Genomic DNA, 24,810 nt, shown 5'->3' on the forward strand with positions numbered 1-24,810 from the left:
CAGCGAGCGGACACATTCTGCCGCAGTGCACACATGGATAAAAATCGTATCTTTTTAGGTTTAACATAGTCTTTTATCTATGCTACTGCGCCGGTCACCTCAGCCATGCGTCTCACCCTCCACCAGCTCCGCCTGCTGCTCGCCGTGTCGCGCGAAGGCAGCGTCACGCGTGCGGCCCAGCGCCTGCACCTGACCCAGCCCACGCTGTCGGGGCAGCTTCGCCAGTTGTCCGAGCAGGTCGGGTTGCCCCTGTTCGAGCGTGTCGGACGCCGCCTGCACCTGACCACAGCGGGCGATGCCGTGGTGGGTGCCGCGCAGCGTGTCGAGCAGGAGCTGGAAAACCTCGACGAGACGCTCGCCGAACTGCGCGGCGACGTGGTCGGCCGCCTGCGCCTGGCCGTGGTGAGCACCGCGGAGACCTTCATCCCGCGCCTGCTGGGCGACTTCCGCCGCGAGCGGCCGGCGGTCGAGGTGTCGCTGGTGGTGCTCAACCGCGATGCGGTGGTCCGCCGCCTCGCCGACAACCTGGACGACCTCTACATCATGAGCCGGCCGCCGGAGGTGCCCGTGGTGGTGGCGACCCCTTTCCTGAGCAACCCGCTGGTGGTGATCGCCCCGACCCACCACGCTCTTGCCGGGCGCATCGACATCGCCGTGCGTGCGCTGGAGGATGAGGAATTCGTGCTGCGAGAACAGGGTTCGGGCACGCGGCAGGCGGCGGAACACTTCTTCGCTGCGCACGACATGGCGCTGCGCCCCCGCCTCGAGCTGGGTAGCAACGAGGCGGTGAAGCAGGCCGTCGCGGGCGGGCTGGGGCTGTCGGTGCTGTCGGCCCATGCGCTGGCGCACGCTGCGGATGAAGGCATCGCCGTGCTACAGGTCGTCGACACACCGGTGATGTCGCAATGGCAGGTGGTCTACCCTGCCGGCAAGCGCCTCAGCCCCCTCGCTGCAGCCTTCCTGCGCTTCCTGCAGGCGCGGGCGCCGGAGCTGAACCGGACGGCGCAAGCCCGGCTGACTGCGGCGCGGCGCTGAGCTCGGCACCTCCGATGCGACCGACGCGCAGGCGGGTGGGTTCGTAGTCGGCGGCATCGGTGAGGCCTGGCGCCGCAGTCACGCCCTCGTCCCCCTCGGGGGCGAGCGTCGGCGGGTCGGGCTCGGGCGCCTCGTAGTCGGCGGGCGGCGCCGTGTCATCGCCATTGACGGGCAGGCTCGAGTCATCCTCCCGCAGCGCATCCTCATCGTGCAAAGCCTCCCCGTCCAGCGCCTCGCTTTCGCGGGGCGCAACGCGGTCCGCTGTCGTGGCGTCATCGGGCGCAGGCACGGCAGGAGCCGGCAGCGCCAGATCGTCGACAGGCGCGCACGCCAGTTCGGGCTCAGACTCCAGGTGAGGCAGCAGCACCGGCGCCATCGACTTGAGGATCTGCACCGGCAGCGCCGACGTGAAACGGTAGGACGCCGCGTTGGGCCCGATCACGTAGGCGGTGAGCGAGCCGAAGTGGCGCGGCCCCAGATAGAAGACGAAGGTGGCCGTGCGATTGAGCGCCACACCGGCACGGCCGCCGACGACGATGCGGTTGTCGCCGGTGCCGGTCTTGCCACCCAGCGCGAGCTCGCTGCCGTCGGCGAGGCGGAAGGTGCCCGCCAGGCGGCGCGCCGTGCCGCCCTCGACGACCTCGGACAGTGCGCCGCGCAAGGCCGCAGCGACTTCCACCGGCATGACCTGGTCCCCCGCCGAGGGCCGCACCGCAAAACCGGTCTCGTAAGGGGTGTCGACGGCGAAGCGCACGCGGTCGATGCGCTGCGTCGGCAGCCGCACACCATCATTGACGATGATGCCCATGAGCTCGGCGAGCGCCGCCGGACGGTCGCCCGAGCTGCCGAGCGCGGTGGCCAGCGAGGGCACGAGGTGGCCGAAGGGGTAGCCCAGCCGCGCCCAGCGGCGATGAATATCGAGGAAGGCCTCGACCTCGAGCATGGTGAAGATGCGCACGTCCTGGGCGCTGCGCGAGCGCGTGCGGAACAGCCAGCGGTACACCTCCTGGCGCTCTTCGGCGCTTGCGGCCACGGCGTCGGCGAAGGTGCCGTCCGGGTTGTGCAGGCGGTGGGCGACCAGCCACAGCTCGAGCGGATGGACACGGGCGACGTAGCCGCGGTCAGGCAGGTCCCAGGCCTCGGGCGCATGGCGACTGTAAAGCTGGGCGACCCGCCCCTCGGTGAGGCGGGCATCGCCCAGGCGCTGGGCGAGGAAGGTCGCCAGCGCCTCGGGCGGCGCCTCGGGCTCGAGGTAGCGGTACACCGCGGCCAGGCGCTCGGCGGTGGGGCGCAGGCCGTCGAGCAGCATCGTGCGCATTTCCTCCGGCGTACGGCCCTGGTACTTGCGCCAGAAGCGGCGCAGGAAGGTCTGCCCCTCGCGATCGGCAAAGCGGGCGAGGTATTCCATGCGGCGCGGGTCGTCATTGTCCTCGAGCAGGCGCGCGGTACTGCCGGGCACCTGGTACATGGTGTGGCGCACGATCTCGCGCATCAGGCGTACGAAGGGCAGATTGATCGAGGCCTGCAGCGCTTCGCGCAAGGTGGGCTCGCGCAGGTTGTCGCTGCTGTTGAAGTTGCCGAAGGTATGCCGCCCGCCGCCGGTGAAGAAGCCCTCGCCCGGATTGGCCGAGAAGCGGCGTTCGAGCGCAGCCTCGAGCATCAGCGGCAGGCTGCGGTCTGGGGCCGTGGCGAGATAGTCGATCGCCCAGCGCGTGAGGTTGTCCTGGCGGTCAACCTCGACACGGCGCAACGCCGGCACATCGAGCTCGGCCAGGCGGCCATGCAGCTCAGCAACGATTTCGAGATAGGTGGTGAGCACGCGCAGCTTGGCGGTGGAGCCAAGCTCGAGCTTGCTGCCTTCGTTGATGTCGAGGGGCTGGTCGGTGGTATCGGTCTGCACGCGTACGCGGTTGCCACCGGGTGTGCGCTCGACCAGGGTGAAGCTGTAGCGCACGGCGCCGAGCGTGGCGGGGTTCAGCATGCGGTCGGCAACCAGGCCCTGGCTGCGCGCGAAGGCCGGTTCGGACAGGCGGCCAAGGTAGCCGCTGACGGCCTGCTGCAGCCCGGCGTGCAGCGTGGTATCCACCTCGGCATCGAGCCGGTCCAGGCTGTACAGCGAGGTGCCGAGCATACCGGCCAGGCGCGCGCGGACGGCGGTCGTACCCTTGCCCGGGTTGGCCGGGCGCAGCGGTGGGTTGGCGCGCAGGTCGCGGTACACCAGGGGCTGCGCCAGCGCCGCGTCGCGCAGCGCGGCACTGATCGTGCCGGCCTCGGCGAGCAGGCGCAAGTAGGCGTCGGTGGTGCGGGTGAGCACCTCGCGCCCACCCATCAGGTACCACGACGGGCGGCGATGGGCGATCATCAGCGCCACCATCTGGCGCAGCGCCATGCCCTGGGCTTGCAGTGTCTCGGGCTCGTCGAGCGCCTCAGGCGCGGACAGCAGCGCATTGACGCGCTCGAAATCGCTCGCGAACCACACCCACAACCCATCGCCCACGCCGTTGACCTCGCCATGACCGGGCGCCGCCGACAGCGGCACGGTGTTGAGGTAGTCGAGCACGAGCTGGCGGCGCACCGGCAGGGTGTGCTCACCCTCGCGGTAGGCGCGCACACTGGCCGACACCATCTGGCGCAGCTTCTCGCGCGCATCGTGGGTGATGCCGTCGGGCGAGTGGCGGTACTTCTCGATCTGCGTCGCCAGCGTGCTGCCGCCAGGCGCGTCGAGGTCGGCGCTGACCATGCGGCCGAGCTGGCCGAGGGCGGCACGCGCAAAGCGCACCCAATCCACCGCCGGATTGAGCAGCGGCCGCGACTCGTCGAGCAGGCCGCGGTTCTCGATGAACAGCAGCGCCTCGGCGACGACTGGCGGCACCGCCTCGAAGCTGGCGTAGCCACGGTAGGGATAGCGGAAGTCGTACAGCGCGTCGCCGCGGCAGTCGAGCACGTCGAGCCCGGCGCGCGCCTTCTCGCGATAGGGCGGGAAGAAACCCTGGCCGACGTAATCGAGCAAGGCATCGCTGAAGCGCGTCTGTGTGGTGAGCGCGAAGCCGCGCGCACCCAGGCGTTCGATGAAGCGTGGCAGTTCGGTGTAGCCCAAGCGCTGATCGAAGGGGCCATGCTGCGGATACCGCACGGCCTCACTCGGCCCCGCAATGCGTTCGTAGTCCAGGCGGGCGGCAAAGCGCGCGATCTCGCGCGCCTGCAGGCGGGAGGTGTCGAGCTCGTGGCGAAGCAGGATGCCGCCCGCGACCAGGGCGACGACAAACAGCAGGAAGGCCGCCGCACCAAACAAGCGCCAGGGGCGCCGCCGGCGCGCGGCGGGTGCCGGTTCCTGCGCCGGCGCGGACGACATCGGCGCTGGCGCCAGGGCGGGTGCGCGTGCGGACTGAGGGGCTTTGTTGGCTTTCGGTGGGTGGCGCTTCACGGCTGAGGGGCAGGATATTGCATCGCACCAATTATCCCGATTTCAAGGCTGGGAAAGCACACTGTTACAGCTGCGCCACACCGCCCATGGCCACCAAACCACCGCTTCTGGACAGCCACCGCACCCGAGCGCCGCCCCGCTACGTATCACTCGGCGAAGCTCGCGAGCGCAGCACGCAGCCCGGTCGCCGCGCAGCCGCCGACAAGCGCGGCCACGCGCTCACCGCTGACGAACACGCCGTCGCCTGCGACCTCGAACTCGCCCCCCTGCTTGAGATAGGTCACGAGCGCGCCGGCCTCGCGCGGCGTTGCGAAACCCTCGCTGACGACCAGGGTGGCGCCGTCGGCAGCGACGAGCTTGAAGTGGAAGCGGCCGTCGCCCTCGCGGTACTGCTTGAACTGGGGCTGGGTAGTCGCCTTGGCCTTGGCGGCCTTGGCGGGCTGGGCCATCGTCGTGAGCCGGCGCAGGCCGACGGCGTGACGCAGTTCGGCGATGAAGGGGGTGGCGATCGCGCGCGCCTTGGCCGCGCCCTCGAGCAGGTGCTTCTCGATCTGTGCCGGGTCGGCGATCAGCTCCTCGTAGCGCGCACGCATCGGCGCCACCGTAGCCTCGATCTTGTCGAACAGCGCCTGCTTGGCCTCGCCCCAGGCGATCCCCTCCTCGAAGGCCGTGCGCATCGCCCGCGCCTCCTCTGGCCGGGAGAAGGCCTGATAGAGCTCGAACAGGGCGGAGCCGTCAGCGTCCTTCGGTTCGCCGGGGGCCCGCGAATCGGTGACGATCGAGAACACGAGCTTCCTGAGCTCGGCCGTGGGCGCGAACAGCGGGATGGTGTTGTCGTAGCTCTTGCTCATCTTGCGCCCGTCCAGGCCGGGCAACGTCGCCACCGAGGCATCGATCGCCGCCTCGGGCAGCACGAAGTGCTCGCCGTAGAGGTGGTTGAAACTGCCGGCGATGTCGCGCGCCATCTCGATGTGCTGAATCTGGTCGCGGCCGACCGGAACGGAATGCGCCTTGAACATCAGGATGTCTGCCGCCATCAGCACCGGGTACATGTAGAGACCCATGTTGACGCCGGCATCCGGGTCCAGGCCATCAGCGGTGTTCTTGTCGACTGCGGCCTTGTAGGCGTGGGCGCGGTTGAGCAGGCCCTTGCCGGCAATGCAGGTGAGCAACCAGGCGAGCTCGGGGATCTCGGGGATGTCCGACTGGCGGTAGAACCACACGCGGTCGGTGTCGAGCCCTGCGGCGAGCCAGGTGGCGGCGATCTCCAGGGTCGAGCGCTGCACGCGCAGCGGGTCGGTCGTCTTGATCAGCGCATGATAGTCGGCCAGGAAATAGAAGCTCTCCACGCCCGGGTGGCGGCTGGCGGCGATCGCCGGCCTGATGGCGCCGGCGTAGTTGCCGAGGTGGGGGGTGCCCGAGGTGGTGATCCCGGTGAGGACGCGCTGCACAGTCATGGCTGGCTCCGGCTGAAACTGGACAAAGACCGCGAGTTTAACGGCTTGGCACGCGTTGCATAAGGCGCTTGCGTCTCAACACGCGGCATTCGCGTGGCGTATCACGACATCGAGGGCGCCACATGGAGTGCCGCCTTGGGAGGCTCGCGGCTGGCGCCGCTCCCACAGCGAGGGCAGCAGCGCGGGGTTCTGCGTAGGAGCGGCGCCAGCCGCGAGGGTCTGAAGGCCGCAGCCACAACCCTCCCCAAGCAGACTCACAGCGGCTGCACTTTCCCTGCGTCTCAATCCGCCCAGCGCAAGGACAGGGTTGCACCGCCGCCCGGGCGCAGCTCCACCCAATGCTCCTGGCGCCCCCCTTCATGGGTGGCGATGACACGGTAGGTCCCCGCCTCGGGCACGTTCACCTGGCCAACAGGGCCGCAGGGGGCCTCGACACTACGGCCGCCCAGAGGCTCCTCGACCCGTGTATGGACATCGGCAAGATAAGCGCCGCCCGCGGTGGCGTACAGCAGGGTGAGGGCGTACATCGATACTTCGGCGCGCATGCGCGTGGACTCGTCGGCACCGATCCCCCCACAACGAAGGACGATGGCTTCGCCATCCACCAGCGACGGCTGCGCCCAGCAGGCGGGTACGCCGGCAAGCCCCGTGAGCAGGCAGGTCCCGGCGATGACGATGCGGTGTTTCATGACGCTCCTTGAGACAGGCGGTTCGAGGCGGCGTGCGTACGACTCAGTCGCCGGCGCAGCTGTCCAGCCAGTACGCGGGCCAGGCTGCAAGCGGCAAGGGCTTGCCGAGCAGGTAGCCCTGAAAGCGCTGGCAGCCATGTTCGAGCAGAAAGGCGTGCTGCGCCTCTGTCTCCACGCCCTCGGCGATCACTTCCAGGCCGAGCGAGCGGCTCATGCCCAGGATGGCAAGTACGATCGTCTCGCTGCCGGCATTGTCGAGCATGTCGCGCACGAAGGACTGGTCGATCTTGATCTGGTCGAGCGGCAGGCGGCGCAGGTAGGACAGCGAAGAGTAGCCCGTACCGAAGTCGTCGAGCGAGAAACGTACGCCCAGCGTCCGCAGCTGCGCCATGCGCGCGACCGTCTCATCAATCGTGCCAAGGATCACGCTCTCGGTCAGCTCGAGCTTGAGTGCCGAAGGCATGATGCCATGGCGCTGCATCGCTGACGTGACCTGGAGCACGAAGTCCGGCTGGTGGAACTGGCGCGCGCTTACATTGACGGCGAGACTCAGCGTGCGCGTACCCGGCTGCGCCTGCCACGCCGCCAGCTGCCGGCAGGCGGTGTCGAGCACCCAGCCGCCGAGCGGCACGATCAGGCCAGTGTCCTCGGCAACAGGGATGAAATCCGCCGGCGACACCATCCGCCCGCCCTCGACCGGCCAACGCGCCAGCACCTCGGCGCCGACGAGTTTGCCGTCGCGGCAGAACTGAGGCTGGTAGAACAACTGGAAGGCGCCCTCGTCCAGGGCCTGGCGCAGCGCAGATTCCATCTCGGCGTGGGCCTGCACCCGTGCCTGCATCTGCGGGCTGAAGAAGCGCGTCGTGTTGCGCCCCTCTTCCTTGGCCATGTAGAGCGCCACCTCGACCTGCTTGAGCAGGTTCTCGATCGCCCACTGGCGCCCCTGGAACAGCGTGATGCCGATGCTGAAGGACATGTAATGCGGACGACCACTGTCGTCGAGGTCGTCATAGGGCGCCCCGAGGACGGCCTGAATCTCCTTGGCAATGCCCTCCGCCCGTATCAGCGCCTCCTCCTTGCCGCGGCCGAGATGCTCGACGATGACGGCAAAGTCATCATCGCCCTGGCGGGCAGCAGTGTCTTCCTCACGCAAGACCTGTCTCAGGCGCCGCGCCACCGCCTGCAGCAGACGGTCTCCCGCAGCATGGCCCTGCGTGTCGTTGAGCTGCTTGAAGCGGTCGATGTCGAGCAACAGCAGCATCGCATAGTCGCCGGTATGCGCACTCGACAACACGGCGTGCTGCAGGCGGTCGCGCATCAGCGCCCGGTTGGGCAGTTCGGTGAGCGCGTCGTAATAGGCGAGCCGGTGCACCAGGGCCTCGGACTGCCGGCGCAGGGTGATGTCCTCCTTCACCGCAACGAAATGGGTGATGACGCCGTCGGCACTCTTGATCGGTGCGACCGTGGCAAACTCGGTGTAGCTGGAGCCGTCCTTGCGTACATTGTCGAACTCGCCGCGCCACACCTCGCCACGCAGGATCGTCGCCCACAGCTCGCGGTAGGTATCGTCGGGCGTCCTCCCCTTGTTGAGAATGCGAGGGTTCTGGCCGATGAGTTCTTCACGCGCGTATCCGGTCACGCGACAGAAGGCGTCATTGACGTATTCGATCCGTCCGTGGGGGTCGGTGATCACCACACTCTCGGGACTTTGCTCGACCGCCATCGACAGGCGGCGCAGTTCGGCCTCGCGGCGTGCGAGCTCGACGGCCATGCGCTCGATGCCCTCCTCGACCGCCCTCAGCTCGAACACGTCCGATGGCTGCGCTATGGAGGTTGCCGGCGCGCCTTCGGCGATGCGCGCGAGCACTTCGCGGGTACTGCCGGCCCAGCGCTCGATCAGGGCGCGGATGGCGTAGCGCGCCGCCAGCGCCGAGATCAGGGCGACCAGGGCAAGCAGCGCAACCCGTGTCGAGAAGGCCCGATCAACGTCGGCCAGGGATCGCCCCAGAGGCGCCCCGATCACGACATCGACCATGTCACCGGCGAAACTCACGCCCCGCACGCCATACAGGCGCAATGCGCCTTCGAGCCCTTCCACCTCGCCGACCCCACCTGCTGCGGTCTTGATGCCGAGGAAAGCGGCATGCTTCTCCTCCGGCAGGCGCACGCCCTTCCAGGGGTGGCCATCCGGATAACGCGCAATCACTTCGCCCGCGTCGCTGAGCAGGATGGCCTCCCAGCCCTCAGGAAGTCGGTAGGCCGCAACCAGGCGGTCGAACCAGGCCAGTGAGAGCGAGGCGAACAACACCGCGCGCAACTCCGTCCCGTCACGCAGCGGATAGCCGAATACCATCGACGGCCGCCCCGAGATACGACCGACGGCATACTCTCCAGCGCTGATGTCGCTGCCGGCGGACGCGTCCTTGAACCACTGGCGATCGTCGAGCCGGACCCCGCCCTGCAGCGGCAAGCCACTGCAGAACAGCGTGCCATCGGGCAGTGCAGCCCCCAGATTGTTGAAATCGGACAGTGTCGACAGCAGCCGCGAGGCAATCCCGCTGCACTCCTCGGCATCGAGGCTGGCGAGGTTGTCGGAGTTCGCCATGATGCCGAGCGTGCTGCGCACCGCGCGCAGGGCCATTGCCTCTTCCTGCTGCACCGCCTCGAGCATGCGCGCCATGTCGCGCTCGGCCTGACTGACCGTCAGATCACGCTGACCGAGGTAGTCGAACACGAACATGACGAACAGCGGCAGCACCGCCAGCGCGATGACGAGCCACAGTCGGGAACTCAAGGAGCTCAGGTGATGGGAATGCATCTCTCAGCAAGCATGTATGCGCCCGCTCGGCCTGTCGGAGCTCGAACCATAGCGCGAAACATACCCAAAATGGGGAGTTCGTTCATCGCAATGCTCCGCGTCGCCACAACGGCCGGAGCGCCAACAGGCCGAGCAGCGGCCCGGGCAGGAGCAACCACGCGACGCGATCGCCAAGCAAGGGCCACAAGCGCGTTGCAAGCTCGATGGACGCCATCGTAAATGCATAGCCTACCGCATTCTGGAGCGCAAGCACGCTGCCCACGATCTGCTGCGGGCAAGCCTGCGCAGAAAGTGCGGAGAAGTGCGGTGAATCGGCCACCACGCTCGCCCCCCAAACCAGCATCAGCACGCCCACCAGCACGGCCGGCGCGGTGCTCGCCAGCGGATAGAGCGCGCAGCACAGGGCCGATACGGCCAATGCCAGCGCCGCCACGCGTGCGCTGCCGACACGGCGGCTGAGCATGCCGCCGAGCACGCACCCCGCAGCGCCGATGCCGATCGCCACGAACGCGAACGCCGACCCGCCGCCCTTGCCGTCCCATGCCGCCGTCACCAGCAGTGGCACCAGCGTCCAGAACGCGTAGAGTTCCCATTGATGGCCGAAATAGCCCAGCGCAGATGCGCGCAGGCGCGGCGCACGAAAGGCGAGGACGACCTCACCCAGGCGCAGGTGCGGCATGCCGCGCCGGCGCACGAGATGAGGCCCGTCGCCAAGTCGCCAGATCATGAGCGCTGCCGCCACCGCCAGCAGCGATGACACGAGGATGGTGGGCTGCCAACCCCAACCGGCGTCGAGCGCGCGCACGCCATGCGGCAGCGCGGTCCCCAGCGTGAGCATGCCGACCAGCCAGGCCAGCGCGGCGCCAGCCTGTTCCGGCACCCAGCTCACCACCAGCTTCATGCCCAGCGGATAGACCCCGGCAAGCGCCAGGCCGACGACAAAACGCCATGCGAGCCCCTCGTCCAGACCCTGCGCCAACAACGCAAAACCCGCATTGGCCGCGGCGCCGACGAGCGCGCTGCACGCGAAGATGCGGCTGGCGGCAAAACGGTCGGCCAGGCCGGTGAGCGCAAACACGAGCGTGCCGACGATGAAGCCGAACTGGACCGCGTTGGTCAGGCGGCCGATGTCGGCGCTGTTCAGGCCCCAGGCCAGCATGAGATCGCCGCCCGCGCTGTTGGCGGAAAACCAGAGCGGGGTGCCGAACAGCTGGGCAAGGACGATGATGGCAAGTGGCGACGCGGGCATGGAGCGGAGTCTGCCGCGAGAACAGGCGTCTTCTCAAGCGGGGAAACCCCTTGCCCGCCGGGCCGGGCGTAAAAAAAGGCCCAGGCGCTTTCGAGCCTGGGCCTGAATCCACATCACGAGGAGAGTGGAGGAGACAGGTGCGATATTACACAAGGGATTTGTGCGTTGCAACATCCAGGCTATCGAAAAGTGTTTCCGAGCGTGATCGATGACACACCCGGAGCGGGCTGTATCCGTGCGCAGGCCCAGCGGCTAACATTGCGCCTTTGCCGCCCACTGCCCGAAGACCGTGTCCCACAGCCCCTCAGAGCGCCCCAAGGTTCCGACCATCACGGTAGGCCTGCGCCCCCACCCCAGCAGCCCAGATGCAGCCGTTGCCGGCAGCGGCCCGGTCGGCCACCTGCTCGCCACCATGTACGCCGCACCGGAAGGCGGTGCAGTGTTCGAGTTCCGTCTCGACGACAGCCGCATCGACCGCCTCGTCGTTCCCGCGCCGCAGCCTTCCGTCGCGGCCGACGGCCTATGGCAGCACACCTGCTTCGAAGTCTTCCTCGGGGTGCCCGGAGAGCCGACCTACCGCGAGTACAACTTCTCGCCCAGCGGCCAGTGGGCGGTGTACGCGTTCCAGGGCTGGCGCCAGCGCGTCGACGGCTTTGCCGCCGAGCAGGCACCCGAAATCCAGTGCGCCCACGACGCGGGCAGTCTGGTGCTGGAGGCACGCGTCCCGGCCGGACTGCTGCCGGCGGTGCCGCCGGGGACCGACCTCCAGGTCAGCCTGGCTGCCGTCATTGAACGCAAGGACGGTCAACTCGAGTATTGGGCGGTACGCCATGCCCCCGCTCAGCCCGACTTCCACGCCCGCGACACGTTCGTCCTCACGCTGGCCACCGCAACGCGCTCCCAGCCCTGATCCGCATGCCCCAATTCATCCAGTTCGGCCTCGACCGCTTGCTCGCCGAGCCGGCGCTACGCCGCCCGCTCGCCGGCCGTCGCATCGCCCTGCTCGCTCACCCGGCATCGGTGACCCGCGACCTCAAGCACTCGCTCGACGCCCTCGGTGCCTTGCCCGACATCACGCTATCGGCCGCCTTCGGCCCGCAGCATGGCCTGCGCGGCGACAAGCAGGACAACATGGTGGAGTCGGCCGACTATCGCGACCCGCTGCATGGCATCCCGGTGTTCAGCCTGTACGGCGAAGTGCGCCGGCCGAGCGCAGCGATGATGGACAGCTTCGACGTGCTGCTGGTCGACCTGCAGGACCTCGGCTGCCGCATCTATACCTTCATTACCACCCTGCGCTACGTGCTGGAAGAAGCGGCGAAGCATGGCAAGTCGGTGTGGGTACTCGACCGCCCCAACCCGGCCGGACGGCCGGTCGAAGGCACGACGCTACAGCCTGGATGGGAGAGCTTCGTCGGCGCCGGTGCCTTGCCGATGCGTCACGGCCTGACCATGGGCGAACTCGCCAACTGGTTCGTGGCCACCCTGGGCCTCGACGTCGACTGCCGCGTGATTCCGATGCAGGGCTGGCAGCCCGAGGCAGCGCCCGGCTACGGCTGGCCGCTGGGCGAACGCAGCTGGATCAACCCCAGCCCGAACGCGCCCAACCTGTCGATGGCGCGCTGCTATGCCGGTACCGTGATGCTCGAAGGCACGACCCTGTCCGAAGGTCGCGGCACGACACGCCCGCTGGAGATCTTCGGCGCCCCCGATCTCGACGCACGCGCACTGATCGCCGAGATGCGTACCCTCGCACCCGAGTGGCTGCGCGGCTGTGTGCTGCGAGACTGCTGGTTCGAGCCTACCTTCCACAAGCATGCGGGCCGCCTGTGCAACGGCGTGCAGATCCATGTCGAGGCGCCTGAACACTACGCGCACCATGCCTTCCGCCCGTGGCGGCTACAGGCGCTGGCCTTCAAGGCCATTCGCCGGCTTCAGCCCGACTATGCGCTGTGGCGCGACTTCGGCTACGAATACGAGTTCGACCGCCTCGCCATCGACCTCATCAACGGTTCGCCGGTATTGCGCGAGTGGGTGGACGACCCCGCCGCACGCCCACAGGACCTCGACGCCCTTGCCTGCGCCGACGAGGCGGCCTGGCTCGAGACGCGCGCGCCCTTCATGCTCTACCCGGGCTAGGCAGCGGGGGCGACCAGCGCACGCGCCTCGCCTAGCGCCGCAGCAAGGTCGTGACGCAACAGGGCCGCGGGCAGGTTTGGCGCGTGCAGGCGCAACAGCTGGGCATGAATCGCCGGCGGCACGACGACGAGCACGGCGATCGACTGCGCCTTCAGTCGATCGACCATCTCCTCGAGTGCGAACTGCGCCGACAGGTCCATGAAGGGCACCCGGCTGCAATCGAACACCGCGACCCGGGTGCCGATCACCTGGTCCACACGGTCGAGCAGCTGGCTGGTGGAGCCGAAGAAGAAAGGACCGCCGACCTCGATGACGCGCACGCCGCTTTCCATGTCGGCGTCACGACCTCCCTCGCCCTCGCCGGCCTCGCGCGGCACCGGCCAGATGCGCAGGCTCGCCTGTGCGACCAGCTGGTGGATGATGAGCCCCATCGACAGCATGACGCCGGCGGCCACGGCGACGATCAGATCCACCAGCACAGTCAGCAGGAATACCGCCGCCATCACCGCGACGTCGGCGCGCGGCGCACTGCGCAGCAGCTTGAGCAAGCGGTAGTCGAGGATGTCCACCCCGACCTTGATCAGGATCCCGGCCAGTACCGCGAGCGGGATCTCGCTCGCGAGCGGACCGGCCCCGAGCAGCAGGGCGAGCAGGAACAGCGCGTGCACGACCCCCGACAGCCGTCCCCGCCCGCCCGACTTGATGTTCACCACGGTACGCATGGTCGCGCCCGCGCCGGGCAGGCCGCCGGCAAACGCGCACAGCATGTTGCCGACGCCCTGGCCGATGAGCTCGCGGTTGGAGTGGTGGCGGGTGCGTGTCACCGAATCGGCGACCAGCGAGGTCAGCAGGCTGTCGATGGAACCGAGCATGCCGAGCGTGATGCCAAGCACCAGGATGGTCGTCCACGTCTCCAGGCTGAAGCTGGGCAGCGCAAGCTCGGGCAGACCGACCGGGATCTCGCCGATCACCGCGACCTCGAAGCCGGCGAGGGCGGACAGCGCGGTCATCGCCAGCAGCGCCACCAGCGGCGCTGGCACGATGCGGCTGATCGACATCGGTGTCCGGAACACGATGACGAGGGTCATGAGGCCGAGCAGCAGCGCCTCCCCGTTGAAAGCGCCGAGCACGCCGGGCAGGCCGAGGATCGCCCCCAGTGGCGAGGACGACGGCGGCGCGCCGAGCAAGGGCGCCAGCTGGAGCGCGATGATGATGACGCCGATGCCGCTCATGAAACCGGACACGACCGGGTAGGGAATGAAGCGCACGAGCGCCCCGGCACGCACCAGGCCGAGGCCGATCTGCACGATCCCACCCACCAGCACGGCCGCCATCGCCATGCCAAGATCGCCACCTACAGCGACGAGTGCCGATGCGAACACCACGGTCATCGGCCCCGTCGGCCCGGAGATCTGCATCCGCGTGCCACCGAGCAGGGCCGCGACGAGACCGAGCACGATCGCGCCGTAAAGGCCGGCCGCGGCACCCGCGCCGGAGGCGACACCGAACGCCAGCGCGAGCGGCAGCGCGACCACGCCAGCCGTCAGCCCCCCGAAGAAATCCCCCCTCAGCCGCGCCAGCGCGGAAGCCCCCTGCTCCATCGATTCACCCATGCCCGATCGACAGCCTGGCGGGTGCGGCCGATTGCTCGGTTGCTGTCTCCCCCCGCCTCGTTCTTTTCGCCACGATGTGGCAAAAGAAGCGCCGATGCAAGCCTGCAGGGGCGTCTTGTCGTAGCATTGCGGAGGACACCGCCCCAACGCGAACGCCACCCCGCCCACTACACCAAGACGCGCGGCCACGCCCGGACCGACGCGACCGGAGAATCGCCACGATGATCAAGCACGGACTCCAGATTTTTGCCTGCAGCGCCAGCCGCGACCTCGCCTGCGACATCAGCCAGCGCCTGGGCATGCGGCTCGGGCAACTGGACATCTCGCGCTTCTCCAACGACAACCTGCGGGTGCAGATCCAGGACAACGTGCGCGAGCGCGACGTGTTCGTGTTCCAGTCCTTCACCGAACCGGTGAGCGAACACATCATGGAGTTGCTGATCACACTCGACGCGCTGCGCAGCGCCTCGGCCCAGCGCATCACCGCCGTGATCCCCTACTACTCGTACGCACGCTCGGACAAGAAGGACGCGCCACGCATCTCGATCACCGGCCGTCTCATTGCCGACCTGCTGCACACTGCCGGCGCCGATCGCGTGCTCACCATGGACCTGCATGCCGACCAGGTGCACGGCTTTTTCAGCGTGCCGGTTGACCACCTGACCGCGGTGACGCTCATCGTCGAGCACTTCCGCAACCGCTATGACCTGTCCAACATGGTCGCGGTCGCCACCGACGCGGGCGGCGCCAAGCGGGCCGGGCGTTTTTCGGAGAAGCTGGGCATCCCGATGGCGATCATCGACAAGCGTCGGGTATCGGACACCACGGTCAAGCAGGGCTATGTGGTGGGCGAGGTCGCTGGCCGCGACGTGGTGATCTTCGAGGACGAGATCGCCACCGGCGGCACACTGGTGTCCTCGGTCGACACGCTCAAGGCGGCAGGCGCGAAGAGCGTGCATGCGGCAGCCACCCACGGCGTGCTGTGTGGCCCAGCCATCGAACGCTTGCGCAACGCCGCGCTCGACAGCATCGTCGTCACCAACACCGTCAACCTGCCGGCGGAAAAACGCCTCGACAAGCTCACCGTGCTCAATGTTGCACCGCTCTTTGCTGCCGCCATCGAGCGCATCCACAGCGGCCAGAGCGTAGGGGCCCTGTTCGAGTGAGCGTACGCGCCCGGCCGCTTACTTGTCGGGCCGCAGCGACACCATCCAGTAGGTCACGCCCAGCGCCAGCACGATGACGCCGATGGCGAACAGGTACATCGGCTCGAGCGTACTGAGGTCGAGCACGATCACCTTGCGCGCGATCGCCATCAGCGCGGTCGCGATCACCAGCTTGACGTGGATGACATCGTCGCGCAGGTAGAGCGTGATGTTGACGAAGATCTCGATCGCGATCAGGACGGCGAGAAAGGCCGCAAAGACGACGAAGATGTCGTTTAGATCGAGCAGCAGGAATGGCGGCGAGGACAGCTTCTCGTAGAGCACGAGCACGACGTCGGCTACCGTCCACAGGATCACTGCGACCATCAGCACCGCGAGCACGCGGATCGCCTGGCGGATGACCCAATGCAGGCGGTCGATCAGGGGGTCGTCGACGCGCTCGCCGAGGTGGTTGTCGTGCTCGGAGGCGCGCATGTTCCAGTTGTCCGACATGATGATCTCTCCATGCCTGCCGACCGCGCCCGGCCTGCCCCCTGTTGGACCTGCAGGCCGGACGTGCGGCGCTCAGTTGAGTTTTCCAGGGGATGCCTTCATTCCCCACTTCTCCAGCGCGCGCCCGAGAACCTCGACCTCGGCGAGCGTCTCGACGCCATCGGCGCTGACGATGTCCTGCATCGCGCGCAGCAAGGCTTGCTGCAGGGCCGGTTCGGAGATGTCTTCCAGAACCAGATCGAGAACCTCGTCGGCCAGCCTGAGCCGCATGCCATCCATGTAGTGTGCACCCAGCATGAGGTCGTCGCAATACTCGCGCAGGATGCGTTCGAATTCGAGCTGACCGATCCCCAGGCGGCGGGCGAGATCCGTCCGCATTGCGGCATCGATCTCATCACGATCCAGGCCGCCGTCGGCCAGTACGGTCAGGGCGAGGATGCGGGCGGCGGCGGGCGTGCTGTCGGCTTCGTAGTGGCGCATGGCGATGTCTCCTGTGGTGTCGGAAGCACTGCAACCGCCTGACATTCCCGGTCGGAATGCACTGCGTGCTGCAGGTGAGTCAGACCTTAACGGAGAACAGTTCTCATAAAAAGTCGATTACCATTAGGCCAGAAATCGATTTTTTGGATGGAACCTCATGGCGAACGCAAATATCGATCTCAACTTCAAGCACCTGCGCTACTTCTGGATGGTGGCCCGTGTGGGCTCGATCGCAGGTGCGGCGCGGATGCTGAACCTGGCACCGCATTCAATCAGCGCCCAACTCGCGACCTTCGAGGCTACGCTCGGCGTGACCCTGTTCCGGCGTGCCGGTCGCCGGCTCGAACTCACCGAAGCGGGCGAGCGCATCCTCGGCCACGCCGAGGAAATCTTCGCGCTGGGCGAGCAGGTGGTGGAGATCGTGCGCGACGACGGGCTGCGCCGCGACTTGCCGTTCCGGATCGGCATCCCGGACAGCATGCCCAAGTCGGTGGCCCACCGCCTGATCGAGCCGGCGCTGCGCGTCGACCGGCCGGGGCGGCTGGTGTGCCGCGAGGCGCCACTGACCGAGCTGCTGGGCGAGCTCGCGCTGCGCCGGCTCGACCTGATCATCGCCGACCGCGCCATGCCCGCCGAGGTCGGCGTGCGCGGCCACAGCACCCTGCTCGCCGAAAGCGGGCTCACGGTATTCGCGGCGCCAGAGTTGGTGCCCACCCTGCAGGGGACCTTCCCCGCGATGCTGGACGGCGCCCCCTTCCTGCTACCGGGTCAGGACGTCGCCCACCGCGCGGCCATGCTGCGCTGGTTCGAGGAGCGTCAGTTGCAGCCCGACGTGATCGCCGAGTTCGACGACAGCGCACTGCTGAAAGCCTTCGGCCAGGGTGGCGCCGGACTGTTCGCAGCACCGACCATGATCGAACCCTACGTGCGCGCACAGTATGGTGTGATGCGCCTCGGTGAGATGGCGGCGGTACGCACGCGGGTGTACGCGATCACCACCGAACGCAGGCTGTCGCACCGGGCCATGAAAGCCATTCTCGACAACGCATCGCCCAACGACGATGCGGCAGGCTGCGCAGGTCAGCCCTGAGCCTGGCCTGCCTGCTGGGCTGCAATCTCCGCGCGCACCTGCTCCATATCGAGGCCGCGCACGCCCTGAATGACCTGTTCGAGCGCGCTCGCCGGCAAGGCACCGGACTCGCGGAACACCATGACACCCTCGCGGATCACGGCGATGGTGGGGATGGAGCGGATCTGGAATGCGGCGGCAAGATCCTGCTGCGCCTCGGTGTCGATCTTGCCAAAGACGATATCCTGATTGGCCTCGGCCGCAGCCTCATACACGGGTGCAAAGTTGCGGCAGGGGCCGCACCAAGCGGCCCAGAAGTCGAGGAACACGATTGCGTTCTGTTCGACCGTGTCGTTGAAGTTGTCGGCGGTGATCTCGAGCGTGGACATGACAGCCATTCCAGAAAAGTCAAACCCGCATGATACACGCGAGCCCGTTCGCTCCCTCGCTCACCGACCGCGATGGATCTTCGCAGGAGCGGCGCCAGCCACGCGCCACGGGTCGATCGGTTCGTTTTCCCCGGATGCACTGCAGGGCACGCAAGCAGCATGACGTTCCGCGCGACAGCGCCCATAATGGGGACAAGAAACACTGAATCCGCATATTCATCCGGCAATCCGCATGTCCCGCCCCGCCACGCTCCGCGACGTCATCTTCAAACGCCTGCTGCTGCTCGTCACGGGCGGCCTGCTGGCGGTCATGGCTGCCGTGGTCGGGCTCATCGTGCTGCCACTTCACGAACGCCTGACTGCCAGCGAGTTCACCCGCGTCGCCGACCTGGTCGAAAACACGCTGCGCGAGACGGTCGAGCTGCCCAGCCAGATCCTGCCCTCGGCAGCCGAGTGGCTTGCAGGACAGAAAGCACCCTTCGATGACACGCAGGCCGCCGAGCGCTACTTCAAGCCTCTGCTGAGCCATGTCCGCAACATCAGCTCGATCGTGATCGGCAACGAGGAGGGCCGCGGCTGGATGCTGCTGCGCCTGCCTGACGGACGGTGGCGCAGTCGCAGCACCGACCTTCCAGGCACGGGCAGCGAACACCTCATCGTCGAGGAGGACGTTGCCGGCAATCGTAGCGAGCACTGGCAGACGCTCGACTACGACGCCCGCTCGCGGCCTTGGTACGAGGGCGCCGTCCGCCCAGGCACCATGCGCTACTGGACGCCCCCATACACCTTCTACACCACCGGCCAGCCGGGCATCACGGTTTCCCAGGCCGTCAGCTTGAGCGATGGCAGCCAGGGGGCGATCGGTCTCGACATCCTGCTTGCCGAACTGTCGACGCGCACGCGAGAGGCACGCATCGGTGCAAGCGGCAGCACGCTCGTGCTCACCGAGGGAGAACTGGTGCTGGCGCTGCCACGCCGCCCCGACCACATCGCCGAGAGCGACTGGCTGGGCACACTGATGCTCCCCGCCAGTGCGCTAGGCCAGCCCAGCATCAACGACGCGCTGTCGCTGTGGCGCCAGGCTGGCCGTACGCGCTTCTCGGCGAGCCGCTTCAACTCGGAAGGGGAGGACTGGATTGCGGCAATGACACCGTACGAGGTGGGCGAGCAGCGCCTTTGGGTACTCACTCTCGCCCCCGCCCGCGAGTTCGAGCCGGCATGGTCGCTCATCGGGCTCACCATCGCCGCGACACTCGGCATTCTGATCGGCGTCGCCGCCGTCATCGCGCAGCGGCAGGCACGCACGATCGCTGCACCGCTCGAGATGCTCGCAGTGCAGGGCAAGCGCATCGGAGCGCTCGACTTTTCCCGGCCGCCCCCACTGCGCACGCGCATCGCCGAGCTCGCCCAACTGAGCACCACGCTCGACGAGATGCGAACCCTGCTCGGCCGCAACCAGACGGCGCTGGCCACCCAGGCCGGTCAGCTGCAACTGCAGGTGGAGGAGTTGCAGACGGCCGAGCATCGCATCCACGCCCTCGCCTACTTCGACCCCCTCACCCAGCTACCCAACCGGCGGCTGCTGATGGACCGTCTCGCCCATGTCCTCGAGGCCGGCAGGCGCCGCACCAGCCACTGCGCGCTGCTGCTGCTCGATCTCGACAACTTCAAGGTGCTCAACGACACCCTCGGCCACGACCATGGCGACGAACTGTTGCGCGAGGTCGCCCGGCGGCTCTCGCAGGCGGTTCGCAGCGGCGACACCGTCGCCCGCCTGGGCGGCGATGAGTTCGTCGTGATCCTGGAGGACTTGAGCGAAGACCCCGACGAAGCCCGGCAGCAGGTGGGCGAGATCGGGCGCAAGATCCTGCAGGTGATCGAGCACTCGTACCAGGTACACAAGTTCAACGCCGATATCTCCGCCAGCATCGGCGCCGTGCTGTTCGGCCAGGAAGCAGGGACTGCCGAAACCGCGCTCAAGCATGCGGACATGGCGATGTACCAGAGCAAGGCGCTGGGCCGCAACTGCCTGAGCTTCTTCGGCCCCGAGCTTGCGGTGAAGCTGAGCGCGCGCGCCGGCCTCGAAGCCGATCTGCGCCACGCCCTGGAAGCGGGCCAGATCCATCTCCACTACCAGGCCGTGGTCGATGTCGACGGCAGGCTGGTCGGCGCAGAGGCGCTGATGCGCTGGAGTCACCCCGAGCGTGGGCAGGTACCACCGGCAGAGTTCATCCCCGTGGCCGAGGAAAGCGGATTGATCATTGCCCTCGGAACATGGGCGATCGAGTCCGCCTGCGATCAACTGCTGGCGTGGTCGGCGACCTATCCGCAACACGCGCTCCAGATCGCCATCAACGTCAGCGCGCGCCAGTTTCACCATGCCGATTTCGTCGCGACGGTGACGGACATACTCGGCGCCCGCAACATTCCAGGCGCCTGGATCAAGTTCGAGCTCACCGAGAGCATGCTGCTCGAGGACACCGAAACGGTGGTCGAGCGCATGCAGCAGTTGCGGGCGCTCGGCATCGGCTTTGCCCTCGACGACTTCGGCACCGGCTACTCGTCGCTGAGCTACCTGAAACGGCTGCCACTGACCGCACTCAAGATCGACCGCTCCTTCGTCCGCGATGTGTTGACGGACCCCAACGACGCGGCGATCGCGCGCACCATCATCGCCCTCGCCCATACCATGGAGTTGCGCGTGATCGCCGAGGGGGTCGAACTGCAGGCGCAGTTCGACATGCTGGCGGCCGCAGGCTGCGACCGCTTCCAGGGCTACCTGATCGGCCGCCCCGAACCCAGCACAGTCTTCGGCACCCGCCTGGAGCCCCGCCCGCCCGCCGCCTGACACGGCGTCGGGCCTCTCCATCAGCGCATCAAAGCAAGGGCGCCAGCCAGCGCGCCGCCTCCTCCACATCCATGCCGGTGCGGCGCGCCCAGTCCTCGAGCTGGTCGCGGCCGATCTTCGGGATGGCGAAGTAGTGGCTCTCGGGGTGGGCGAAGTAGAAGCCGCTCACCGCCGCTGCCGGCGTCATCGCGTAGCTTTCGGTGAGATCCATGCCGATGCGCGCGCGCGCGCCGAGCAGTTCGAACAGCGGGCCCTTCACAGTATGGTCGGGGCAGGCCGGATAGCCCGGCGCCGGGCGGATGCCGCGGTACTGTTCGGCGATCAGCGCCTCGTTGTCGAGCGCCTCGTCGGCCGCGTAGCCCCAGCATTCCCGGCGCACGCGCTCATGCAGCCATTCGGCGCAGGCCTCGGCCAGGCGGTCGGCCAGGCTCTTGAGCATGATGGCGTGGTAGTCGTCGTGCGCCGCCTCGAACTCGGCGAGCTTGGCCTCGATGCCCAGGCCAGCAGTCACCGCGAAGGCGCCGATCCAGTCCGGCACGCCCGACTCCTTGGGTGCGACGAAGTCCGTCAGGCACCAGTGCGGTTTGCCCGCCGGGCGTTCGTGCTGCTGACGCAGGCCGTGCCACACCATGGCAAGGTGCTTGCGGTCCTCGCCGGTGTAGATCTCGATGTCGTCACCGACCGCGTTGGCCGGGAACAGACCGAACACCGCCTTGGCCTGCAGCCAGTTCTCGGCGACGATCTTGTCCAGCATGGCCTTGCCATCCGCGAACACGTTGCGCGCGGTCTCGCCCACCACCGCGTCATCGAGAATGGCGGGGAAGCGGCCGGCGAGGTCCCAGGTCTGGAAGAAAGGGCCCCAGTCGATATAGCTCGCCAGCTCGCCGAGCTCGACGTCGATCGCTTGCTCGCCGAGCATGTTGGGTCGCGGGGGCTGGTAGGGCGTGAATCCGGCCTGGTGGGCAGTGCTGCACGCGGCCACGCGCTCGGCCGTCCAATCGGTACGGAAAGCGTTGGCACGCGCTGCCTCAAGGCCGACCAGCTGCATGCCCTTCTTGCCGGCGTGCAGGACGCGGATCTTCTCGTAGTCGGCAGCGACCTCGGCCTTGAAGGCCTCGCTCTGGCCCTCGGACAGCAGTGCGGTGACCACGCCGACCGCGCGCGAGGCGTCGGGCACGTACACGACAGGCTGGTCGTAGTGCGGCGCGATCTTGATCGCGGTGTGGTTGCGGCTGGTGGTGGCACCCCCGATCAGCAGCGGCACCTCGAAACCCTGGCGCTTCATCTCGGCGGCAACGTGGGCCATCTCCTCCAGCGAGGGCGTGATGAGGCCTGATAGGCCGATGGCCTGCGCGCCATGTTCCTTGGCCGCTTCCAGGATCTTGGCTGCCGGCACCATCACGCCGAGGTCGATCACCTCGTAGCCGTTGCAGCCGAGCACCACGCCGACGATGTTCTTGCCGATGTCGTGCACGTCGCCCTTCACCGTGGCCATGATGATGCGGCCCTTGCTGCTGGCGCCGGTGCGCAGCTTCTCGGCCTCGATGTAGGGAATGAGGTGGGCGACGGCCTGCTTCATCACCCGCGCCGACTTCACCACCTGGGGCAGGAACATCTTGCCCGCGCCGAAGAGGTCGCCGACGACGCTCATGCCCGCCATCAGCGGGCCTTCGATGACCGCCAGCGGGGGCTTGCCTTCGGCCTCGAGCTTGGCGCGCACCTCCTCGGTGTCGGCGACGACGAACTCGGTGATGCCCTTGACCAGCGCGTGGCTCAAGCGCTCTTCCACCGACCACGCGCGCCAGGCGAGGTCCTGGGTGGACTCCTTGGCCTGGCCCTTCACCGTCTGCGCCAGCTCGACCAGCGCCTCGCCCGCCCCTGCACGGCGGTTCATCACCACGTCCTCGACCTTGTCGCGCAGCACCGGGTCGAGCTCGTCATACACGCCGAGCTGGCCGGCGTTGACGATACCCATCGACAGCCCGGCCTTGATCGCGTGGTAGAGGAACACGGTGTGGATCGCCTCGCGCACCGGGTCGTTGCCGCGGAAGCTGAAGGACACGTTCGACACCCCGCCAGAGGTCTTGGCGTAAGGCAGGTTGTCCTTGATCCAGGCCACGGCGTTGATGAAGTCGACCGCGTAGTTGTCGTGCTCCTCGATGCCGGTGGCGATGGCGAAGATGTTGGGGTCGAAGATGATGTCTTCGGCCGGGAAGCCGGCGCCGCCTTCGGCAACGGGCTTGACCAGCAGCGTGTAGGCACGCTCGCAGATCTCCGTCTTGCGGCGGAAGGTGTCGGCCTGGCCCTGCTCATCGAAGGCCATCACGATCACCGCGGCACCATAGCGGCGCGCGAGCCGGGCCTGACGCAGGAACTCGGCCTCGCCCTCCTTCATCGAGATCGAGTTGACCACGCCCTTGCCCTGAATGCACTTGAGGCCGGTCTCGATGACCGACCACTTCGACGAGTCGAGCATGATCGGCACGCGCGAGATGTCGGGCTCGGTAGCGATGAGCTTGCAAAAGCGCTCCATGGCGGCGACCGAATCGAGCATCGCCTCGTCCATGTTGATGTCGATGACCTGGGCGCCGTTCTCGACCTGCTGGCGCGCCACCGCGAGCGCGTCGTCGAAGCGGCCTTCGAGGATCATGCGCGCGAAGGCCTTGGAGCCGGTAACGTTGGTGCGCTCGCCGACATTGACGAACAGGGCGTCGCCGCCGACGTTGAAGGGCTCGAGGCCCGACAGGCGCAGCTTCTTCTCGATGGTGGGCACGACACGCGGCGCGAGGCCCGCAACGGCTTCGGCAATCGCCGCGATGTGCGCCGGCGTGGTGCCGCAGCAGCCGCCGACGATGTTCACCAGGCCACTCTGCGCCCACTCGCAAATCTGGCTGGCGAGGTGCTCGGGCGTCTCGTCGTAGCCGGTGGGCGACAGCGGGTTGGGCAGGCCGGCGTTGGGGTGGGCGGACACGTGGGTGTCGCAGGCGTTGGACAGTTCCTCGACGTACTGGCGCAGCTGGTCGGCGCCGAGCGCGCAGTTGAGGCCGAAGCTGATCGGCTGCGCGTGGCTGAGCGAATTCCAGAACGCCTCCGCGGTCTGGCCCGACAGCGTGCGGCCTGAGGCATCGGTGATGGTCCCGGAGATCATCACCGGCACGCGCTGGCCGCCGCTTTTCTCAATCTCGTCGAACAGCTTTTCGATCGCGAACACCGCGGCCTTGGCGTTGAGCGTGTCGAACACCGTCTCGATCAGCAGGATGTCGGCGCCGCCTTCGAGCAGGGCCTTGGCCGAGTCATAGTAGTCGTCGGCAAGCGCATCGAAGCTGATGTTGCGGAAGCCGGGGTCGTTCACGTCCGGCGAGATCGACAGCGTGCGCGAGGTCGGCCCGAGCACGCCGGCACAGTAGCGCGGCTTGGCGGGGTTGTTCGCGGTGTATTCGTCGCACAGCTCGCGCACCAGGCGCGCACCCTCGACGTTGAGTTCGTAGGCCAGCGCCTCAAGCCCGTACTCCGCCTGCGACACGCGGGTGGCGTTGAAGGTGTTGGTCTCGATGATGTCCGCGCCGGCCTCGAGATAGGCGCGGTGGATGCCTGCGATCACGTCCGGGCGCGTAAGCACCAGCAGGTCGTTGTTGCCCTTGAGGTCCTTCGGGTGGTCGAGGAAGCGATCGCCGCGGTAGTCCGCCTCACCCAGCTTTTCCTGCTGGATCATGGTGCCCATCGCGCCATCCAGGATCAGGATGCGGTCGGCGAGAAGCTGGCGGAGTTCGGTACTGCGATCGGCTTGCATGGGTCGGTCCTCGGTCGTTCGACGGTCGCCGGGCAACGCCACGCACAAAAGCGAACGGCGCCACAAACCGGCTGAAGGTTTGTGAGCGCCGTTGATCGGTTGCCGAGCCTGGCCCGCACAGGTTCGGTGGGTCGCAGCGCTCCTCGGCAAGG

General features: G+C 67.7%; 16 protein-coding genes and 1 riboswitch. Of the genes, 6 read left to right on the forward strand and 10 right to left on the reverse strand.

The genetic code is table 11. The annotated features are described in order from the left end of the window. Positions 1-105 precede the first annotated feature (105 nt). Positions 106-1,035 carry a LysR family transcriptional regulator gene (locus LQF09_RS17920; protein ID WP_002937887.1) on the forward strand — a complete coding sequence of 310 codons (930 nt, stop codon included), beginning with the start codon at positions 106-108 and terminating at the stop codon, positions 1,033-1,035. Here LQF09_RS17920 and LQF09_RS17925 read toward each other — a convergent pair. The 5 genes from LQF09_RS17925 to LQF09_RS17945 all read right to left on the reverse strand — a co-directional run bounded on the left by LQF09_RS17925 (position 938) and on the right by LQF09_RS17945 (position 10,672). Continuing rightward, positions 938-4,387: a transglycosylase domain-containing protein gene (locus tag LQF09_RS17925; protein WP_270068602.1), complete on the reverse strand. Its 3,450-nt coding sequence runs from the start codon at positions 4,385-4,387 to the stop codon at positions 938-940. The two genes, LQF09_RS17920 and LQF09_RS17925, sit on opposite strands and share 98 nt — an antisense overlap. Positions 4,388-4,605: 218 nt before the next feature. Beyond that, entirely contained in the window at positions 4,606-5,916 is a 1,311-nt protein-coding gene (locus tag LQF09_RS17930; protein WP_270068603.1) for a tryptophan--tRNA ligase, read from the reverse strand. 281 nt (positions 5,917-6,197) lie between these two features. Then, positions 6,198-6,605, reverse strand: coding sequence for a hypothetical protein (locus LQF09_RS17935; RefSeq protein WP_270068604.1), 408 nt, complete (start codon positions 6,603-6,605; stop codon positions 6,198-6,200). 43 nt (positions 6,606-6,648) lie between these two features. After that, positions 6,649-9,423, reverse strand: a complete 2,775-nt coding sequence (locus LQF09_RS17940; protein ID WP_270068605.1) for a bifunctional diguanylate cyclase/phosphodiesterase — start codon at positions 9,421-9,423, stop codon at positions 6,649-6,651. A gap of 82 nt (positions 9,424-9,505) precedes the next feature. Continuing rightward, the gene (locus LQF09_RS17945; RefSeq protein ID WP_270068606.1) at positions 9,506-10,672 is read right to left on the reverse strand and encodes an MFS transporter; all 1,167 of its coding nucleotides are present in this window, start codon (positions 10,670-10,672) and stop codon (positions 9,506-9,508) included. A 289-nt stretch (positions 10,673-10,961) separates the two neighbouring features. On the opposite strand from LQF09_RS17945, the gene LQF09_RS17950 reads away from it, so the two are divergent. Both LQF09_RS17950 and LQF09_RS17955 read left to right on the forward strand, forming a co-directional pair. Continuing rightward, a complete protein-coding gene (locus LQF09_RS17950; protein ID WP_270068607.1) occupies positions 10,962-11,582 on the forward strand; it encodes a DOMON-like domain-containing protein in 621 nt (206 codons plus the stop codon). Positions 11,583-11,587: 5 nt separating this feature from the next. Beyond that, entirely contained in the window at positions 11,588-12,811 is a 1,224-nt protein-coding gene (locus tag LQF09_RS17955) for an exo-beta-N-acetylmuramidase NamZ family protein (RefSeq protein ID WP_270068608.1), read from the forward strand. Here LQF09_RS17955 and LQF09_RS17960 read toward each other — a convergent pair. Next, a complete protein-coding gene (locus LQF09_RS17960; RefSeq protein WP_002928815.1) occupies positions 12,808-14,424 on the reverse strand; it encodes a SulP family inorganic anion transporter in 1,617 nt (538 codons plus the stop codon). The genes LQF09_RS17955 and LQF09_RS17960 overlap by 4 nt on opposite strands. Before the next feature lie 221 nt (positions 14,425-14,645). On the opposite strand from LQF09_RS17960, the gene LQF09_RS17965 reads away from it, so the two are divergent. Then, the gene (locus LQF09_RS17965; protein WP_002928812.1) at positions 14,646-15,590 is read left to right on the forward strand and encodes a ribose-phosphate diphosphokinase; all 945 of its coding nucleotides are present in this window, start codon (positions 14,646-14,648) and stop codon (positions 15,588-15,590) included. 18 nt (positions 15,591-15,608) lie between these two features. Here LQF09_RS17965 and LQF09_RS17970 read toward each other — a convergent pair whose 3' ends face one another. Together LQF09_RS17970 and LQF09_RS17975 are read right to left on the reverse strand one after the other, a co-directional pair. After that, positions 15,609-16,082 carry a phosphate-starvation-inducible PsiE family protein gene (locus tag LQF09_RS17970; RefSeq protein ID WP_270068609.1) on the reverse strand — a complete coding sequence of 158 codons (474 nt, stop codon included), beginning with the start codon at positions 16,080-16,082 and terminating at the stop codon, positions 15,609-15,611. A gap of 72 nt (positions 16,083-16,154) precedes the next feature. Next, positions 16,155-16,562: a hypothetical protein gene (locus LQF09_RS17975; protein ID WP_002937905.1), complete on the reverse strand. Its 408-nt coding sequence runs from the start codon at positions 16,560-16,562 to the stop codon at positions 16,155-16,157. A gap of 157 nt (positions 16,563-16,719) precedes the next feature. Here LQF09_RS17975 and LQF09_RS17980 point away from each other — a divergent pair, with 157 nt between their 5' ends. Next, the gene (locus tag LQF09_RS17980; RefSeq protein ID WP_270068610.1) at positions 16,720-17,652 is read left to right on the forward strand and encodes a LysR family transcriptional regulator; all 933 of its coding nucleotides are present in this window, start codon (positions 16,720-16,722) and stop codon (positions 17,650-17,652) included. On the opposite strand, the gene trxA is transcribed toward LQF09_RS17980, so the two are convergent. Beyond that, the gene (trxA, locus tag LQF09_RS17985; RefSeq protein ID WP_002928802.1) at positions 17,643-18,020 is read right to left on the reverse strand and encodes a thioredoxin; all 378 of its coding nucleotides are present in this window, start codon (positions 18,018-18,020) and stop codon (positions 17,643-17,645) included. The genes LQF09_RS17980 and trxA overlap by 10 nt on opposite strands. A gap of 232 nt (positions 18,021-18,252) precedes the next feature. On the opposite strand from trxA, the gene LQF09_RS17990 reads away from it, so the two are divergent. Next, positions 18,253-20,868, forward strand: coding sequence for a bifunctional diguanylate cyclase/phosphodiesterase (locus LQF09_RS17990; RefSeq protein WP_270068611.1), 2,616 nt, complete (start codon positions 18,253-18,255; stop codon positions 20,866-20,868). A 28-nt stretch (positions 20,869-20,896) separates the two neighbouring features. On the opposite strand, the gene metH is transcribed toward LQF09_RS17990, so the two are convergent. Then, positions 20,897-24,658 (reverse strand): methionine synthase, encoded by a 3,762-nt coding sequence (gene metH / locus LQF09_RS17995; protein WP_270068612.1) that lies wholly within the window; start codon positions 24,656-24,658, stop codon positions 20,897-20,899. A gap of 76 nt (positions 24,659-24,734) precedes the next feature. Next, positions 24,735-24,809: riboswitch (S-adenosyl-L-homocysteine riboswitch) on the reverse strand. Position 24,810: the final 1 nt, after the last annotated feature.

It is taken from the genome of Thauera sp. WB-2, from assembly GCF_027594845.1.
In the GTDB taxonomy this organism is placed as follows: domain Bacteria; phylum Pseudomonadota; class Gammaproteobacteria; order Burkholderiales; family Rhodocyclaceae; genus Thauera; species Thauera mechernichensis.

Coding starts and splice junctions, on each gene's coding strand:
- LQF09_RS17970 (WP_270068609.1), bottom strand. CDS start 16,082: ATGTCGGACAACTGGAACATGCGCGCCTCCGAGCACGACAACCACCTC.
- LQF09_RS17965 (WP_002928812.1), top strand. CDS start 14,646: ATGATCAAGCACGGACTCCAGATTTTTGCCTGCAGCGCCAGCCGCGAC.
- LQF09_RS17920 (WP_002937887.1), top strand. CDS start 106: ATGCGTCTCACCCTCCACCAGCTCCGCCTGCTGCTCGCCGTGTCGCGC.
- metH (WP_270068612.1), bottom strand. CDS start 24,658: ATGCAAGCCGATCGCAGTACCGAACTCCGCCAGCTTCTCGCCGACCGC.
- LQF09_RS17930 (WP_270068603.1), bottom strand. CDS start 5,916: ATGACTGTGCAGCGCGTCCTCACCGGGATCACCACCTCGGGCACCCCC.
- LQF09_RS17940 (WP_270068605.1), bottom strand. CDS start 9,423: ATGCATTCCCATCACCTGAGCTCCTTGAGTTCCCGACTGTGGCTCGTC.
- LQF09_RS17945 (WP_270068606.1), bottom strand. CDS start 10,672: ATGCCCGCGTCGCCACTTGCCATCATCGTCCTTGCCCAGCTGTTCGGC.
- LQF09_RS17980 (WP_270068610.1), top strand. CDS start 16,720: ATGGCGAACGCAAATATCGATCTCAACTTCAAGCACCTGCGCTACTTC.
- LQF09_RS17955 (WP_270068608.1), top strand. CDS start 11,588: ATGCCCCAATTCATCCAGTTCGGCCTCGACCGCTTGCTCGCCGAGCCG.
- LQF09_RS17990 (WP_270068611.1), top strand. CDS start 18,253: ATGTCCCGCCCCGCCACGCTCCGCGACGTCATCTTCAAACGCCTGCTG.
- LQF09_RS17925 (WP_270068602.1), bottom strand. CDS start 4,387: ATGTCGTCCGCGCCGGCGCAGGAACCGGCACCCGCCGCGCGCCGGCGG.
- LQF09_RS17960 (WP_002928815.1), bottom strand. CDS start 14,424: ATGGGTGAATCGATGGAGCAGGGGGCTTCCGCGCTGGCGCGGCTGAGG.
- trxA (WP_002928802.1), bottom strand. CDS start 18,020: ATGTCCACGCTCGAGATCACCGCCGACAACTTCAACGACACGGTCGAA.
- LQF09_RS17975 (WP_002937905.1), bottom strand. CDS start 16,562: ATGCGCCACTACGAAGCCGACAGCACGCCCGCCGCCGCCCGCATCCTC.
- LQF09_RS17935 (WP_270068604.1), bottom strand. CDS start 6,605: ATGAAACACCGCATCGTCATCGCCGGGACCTGCCTGCTCACGGGGCTT.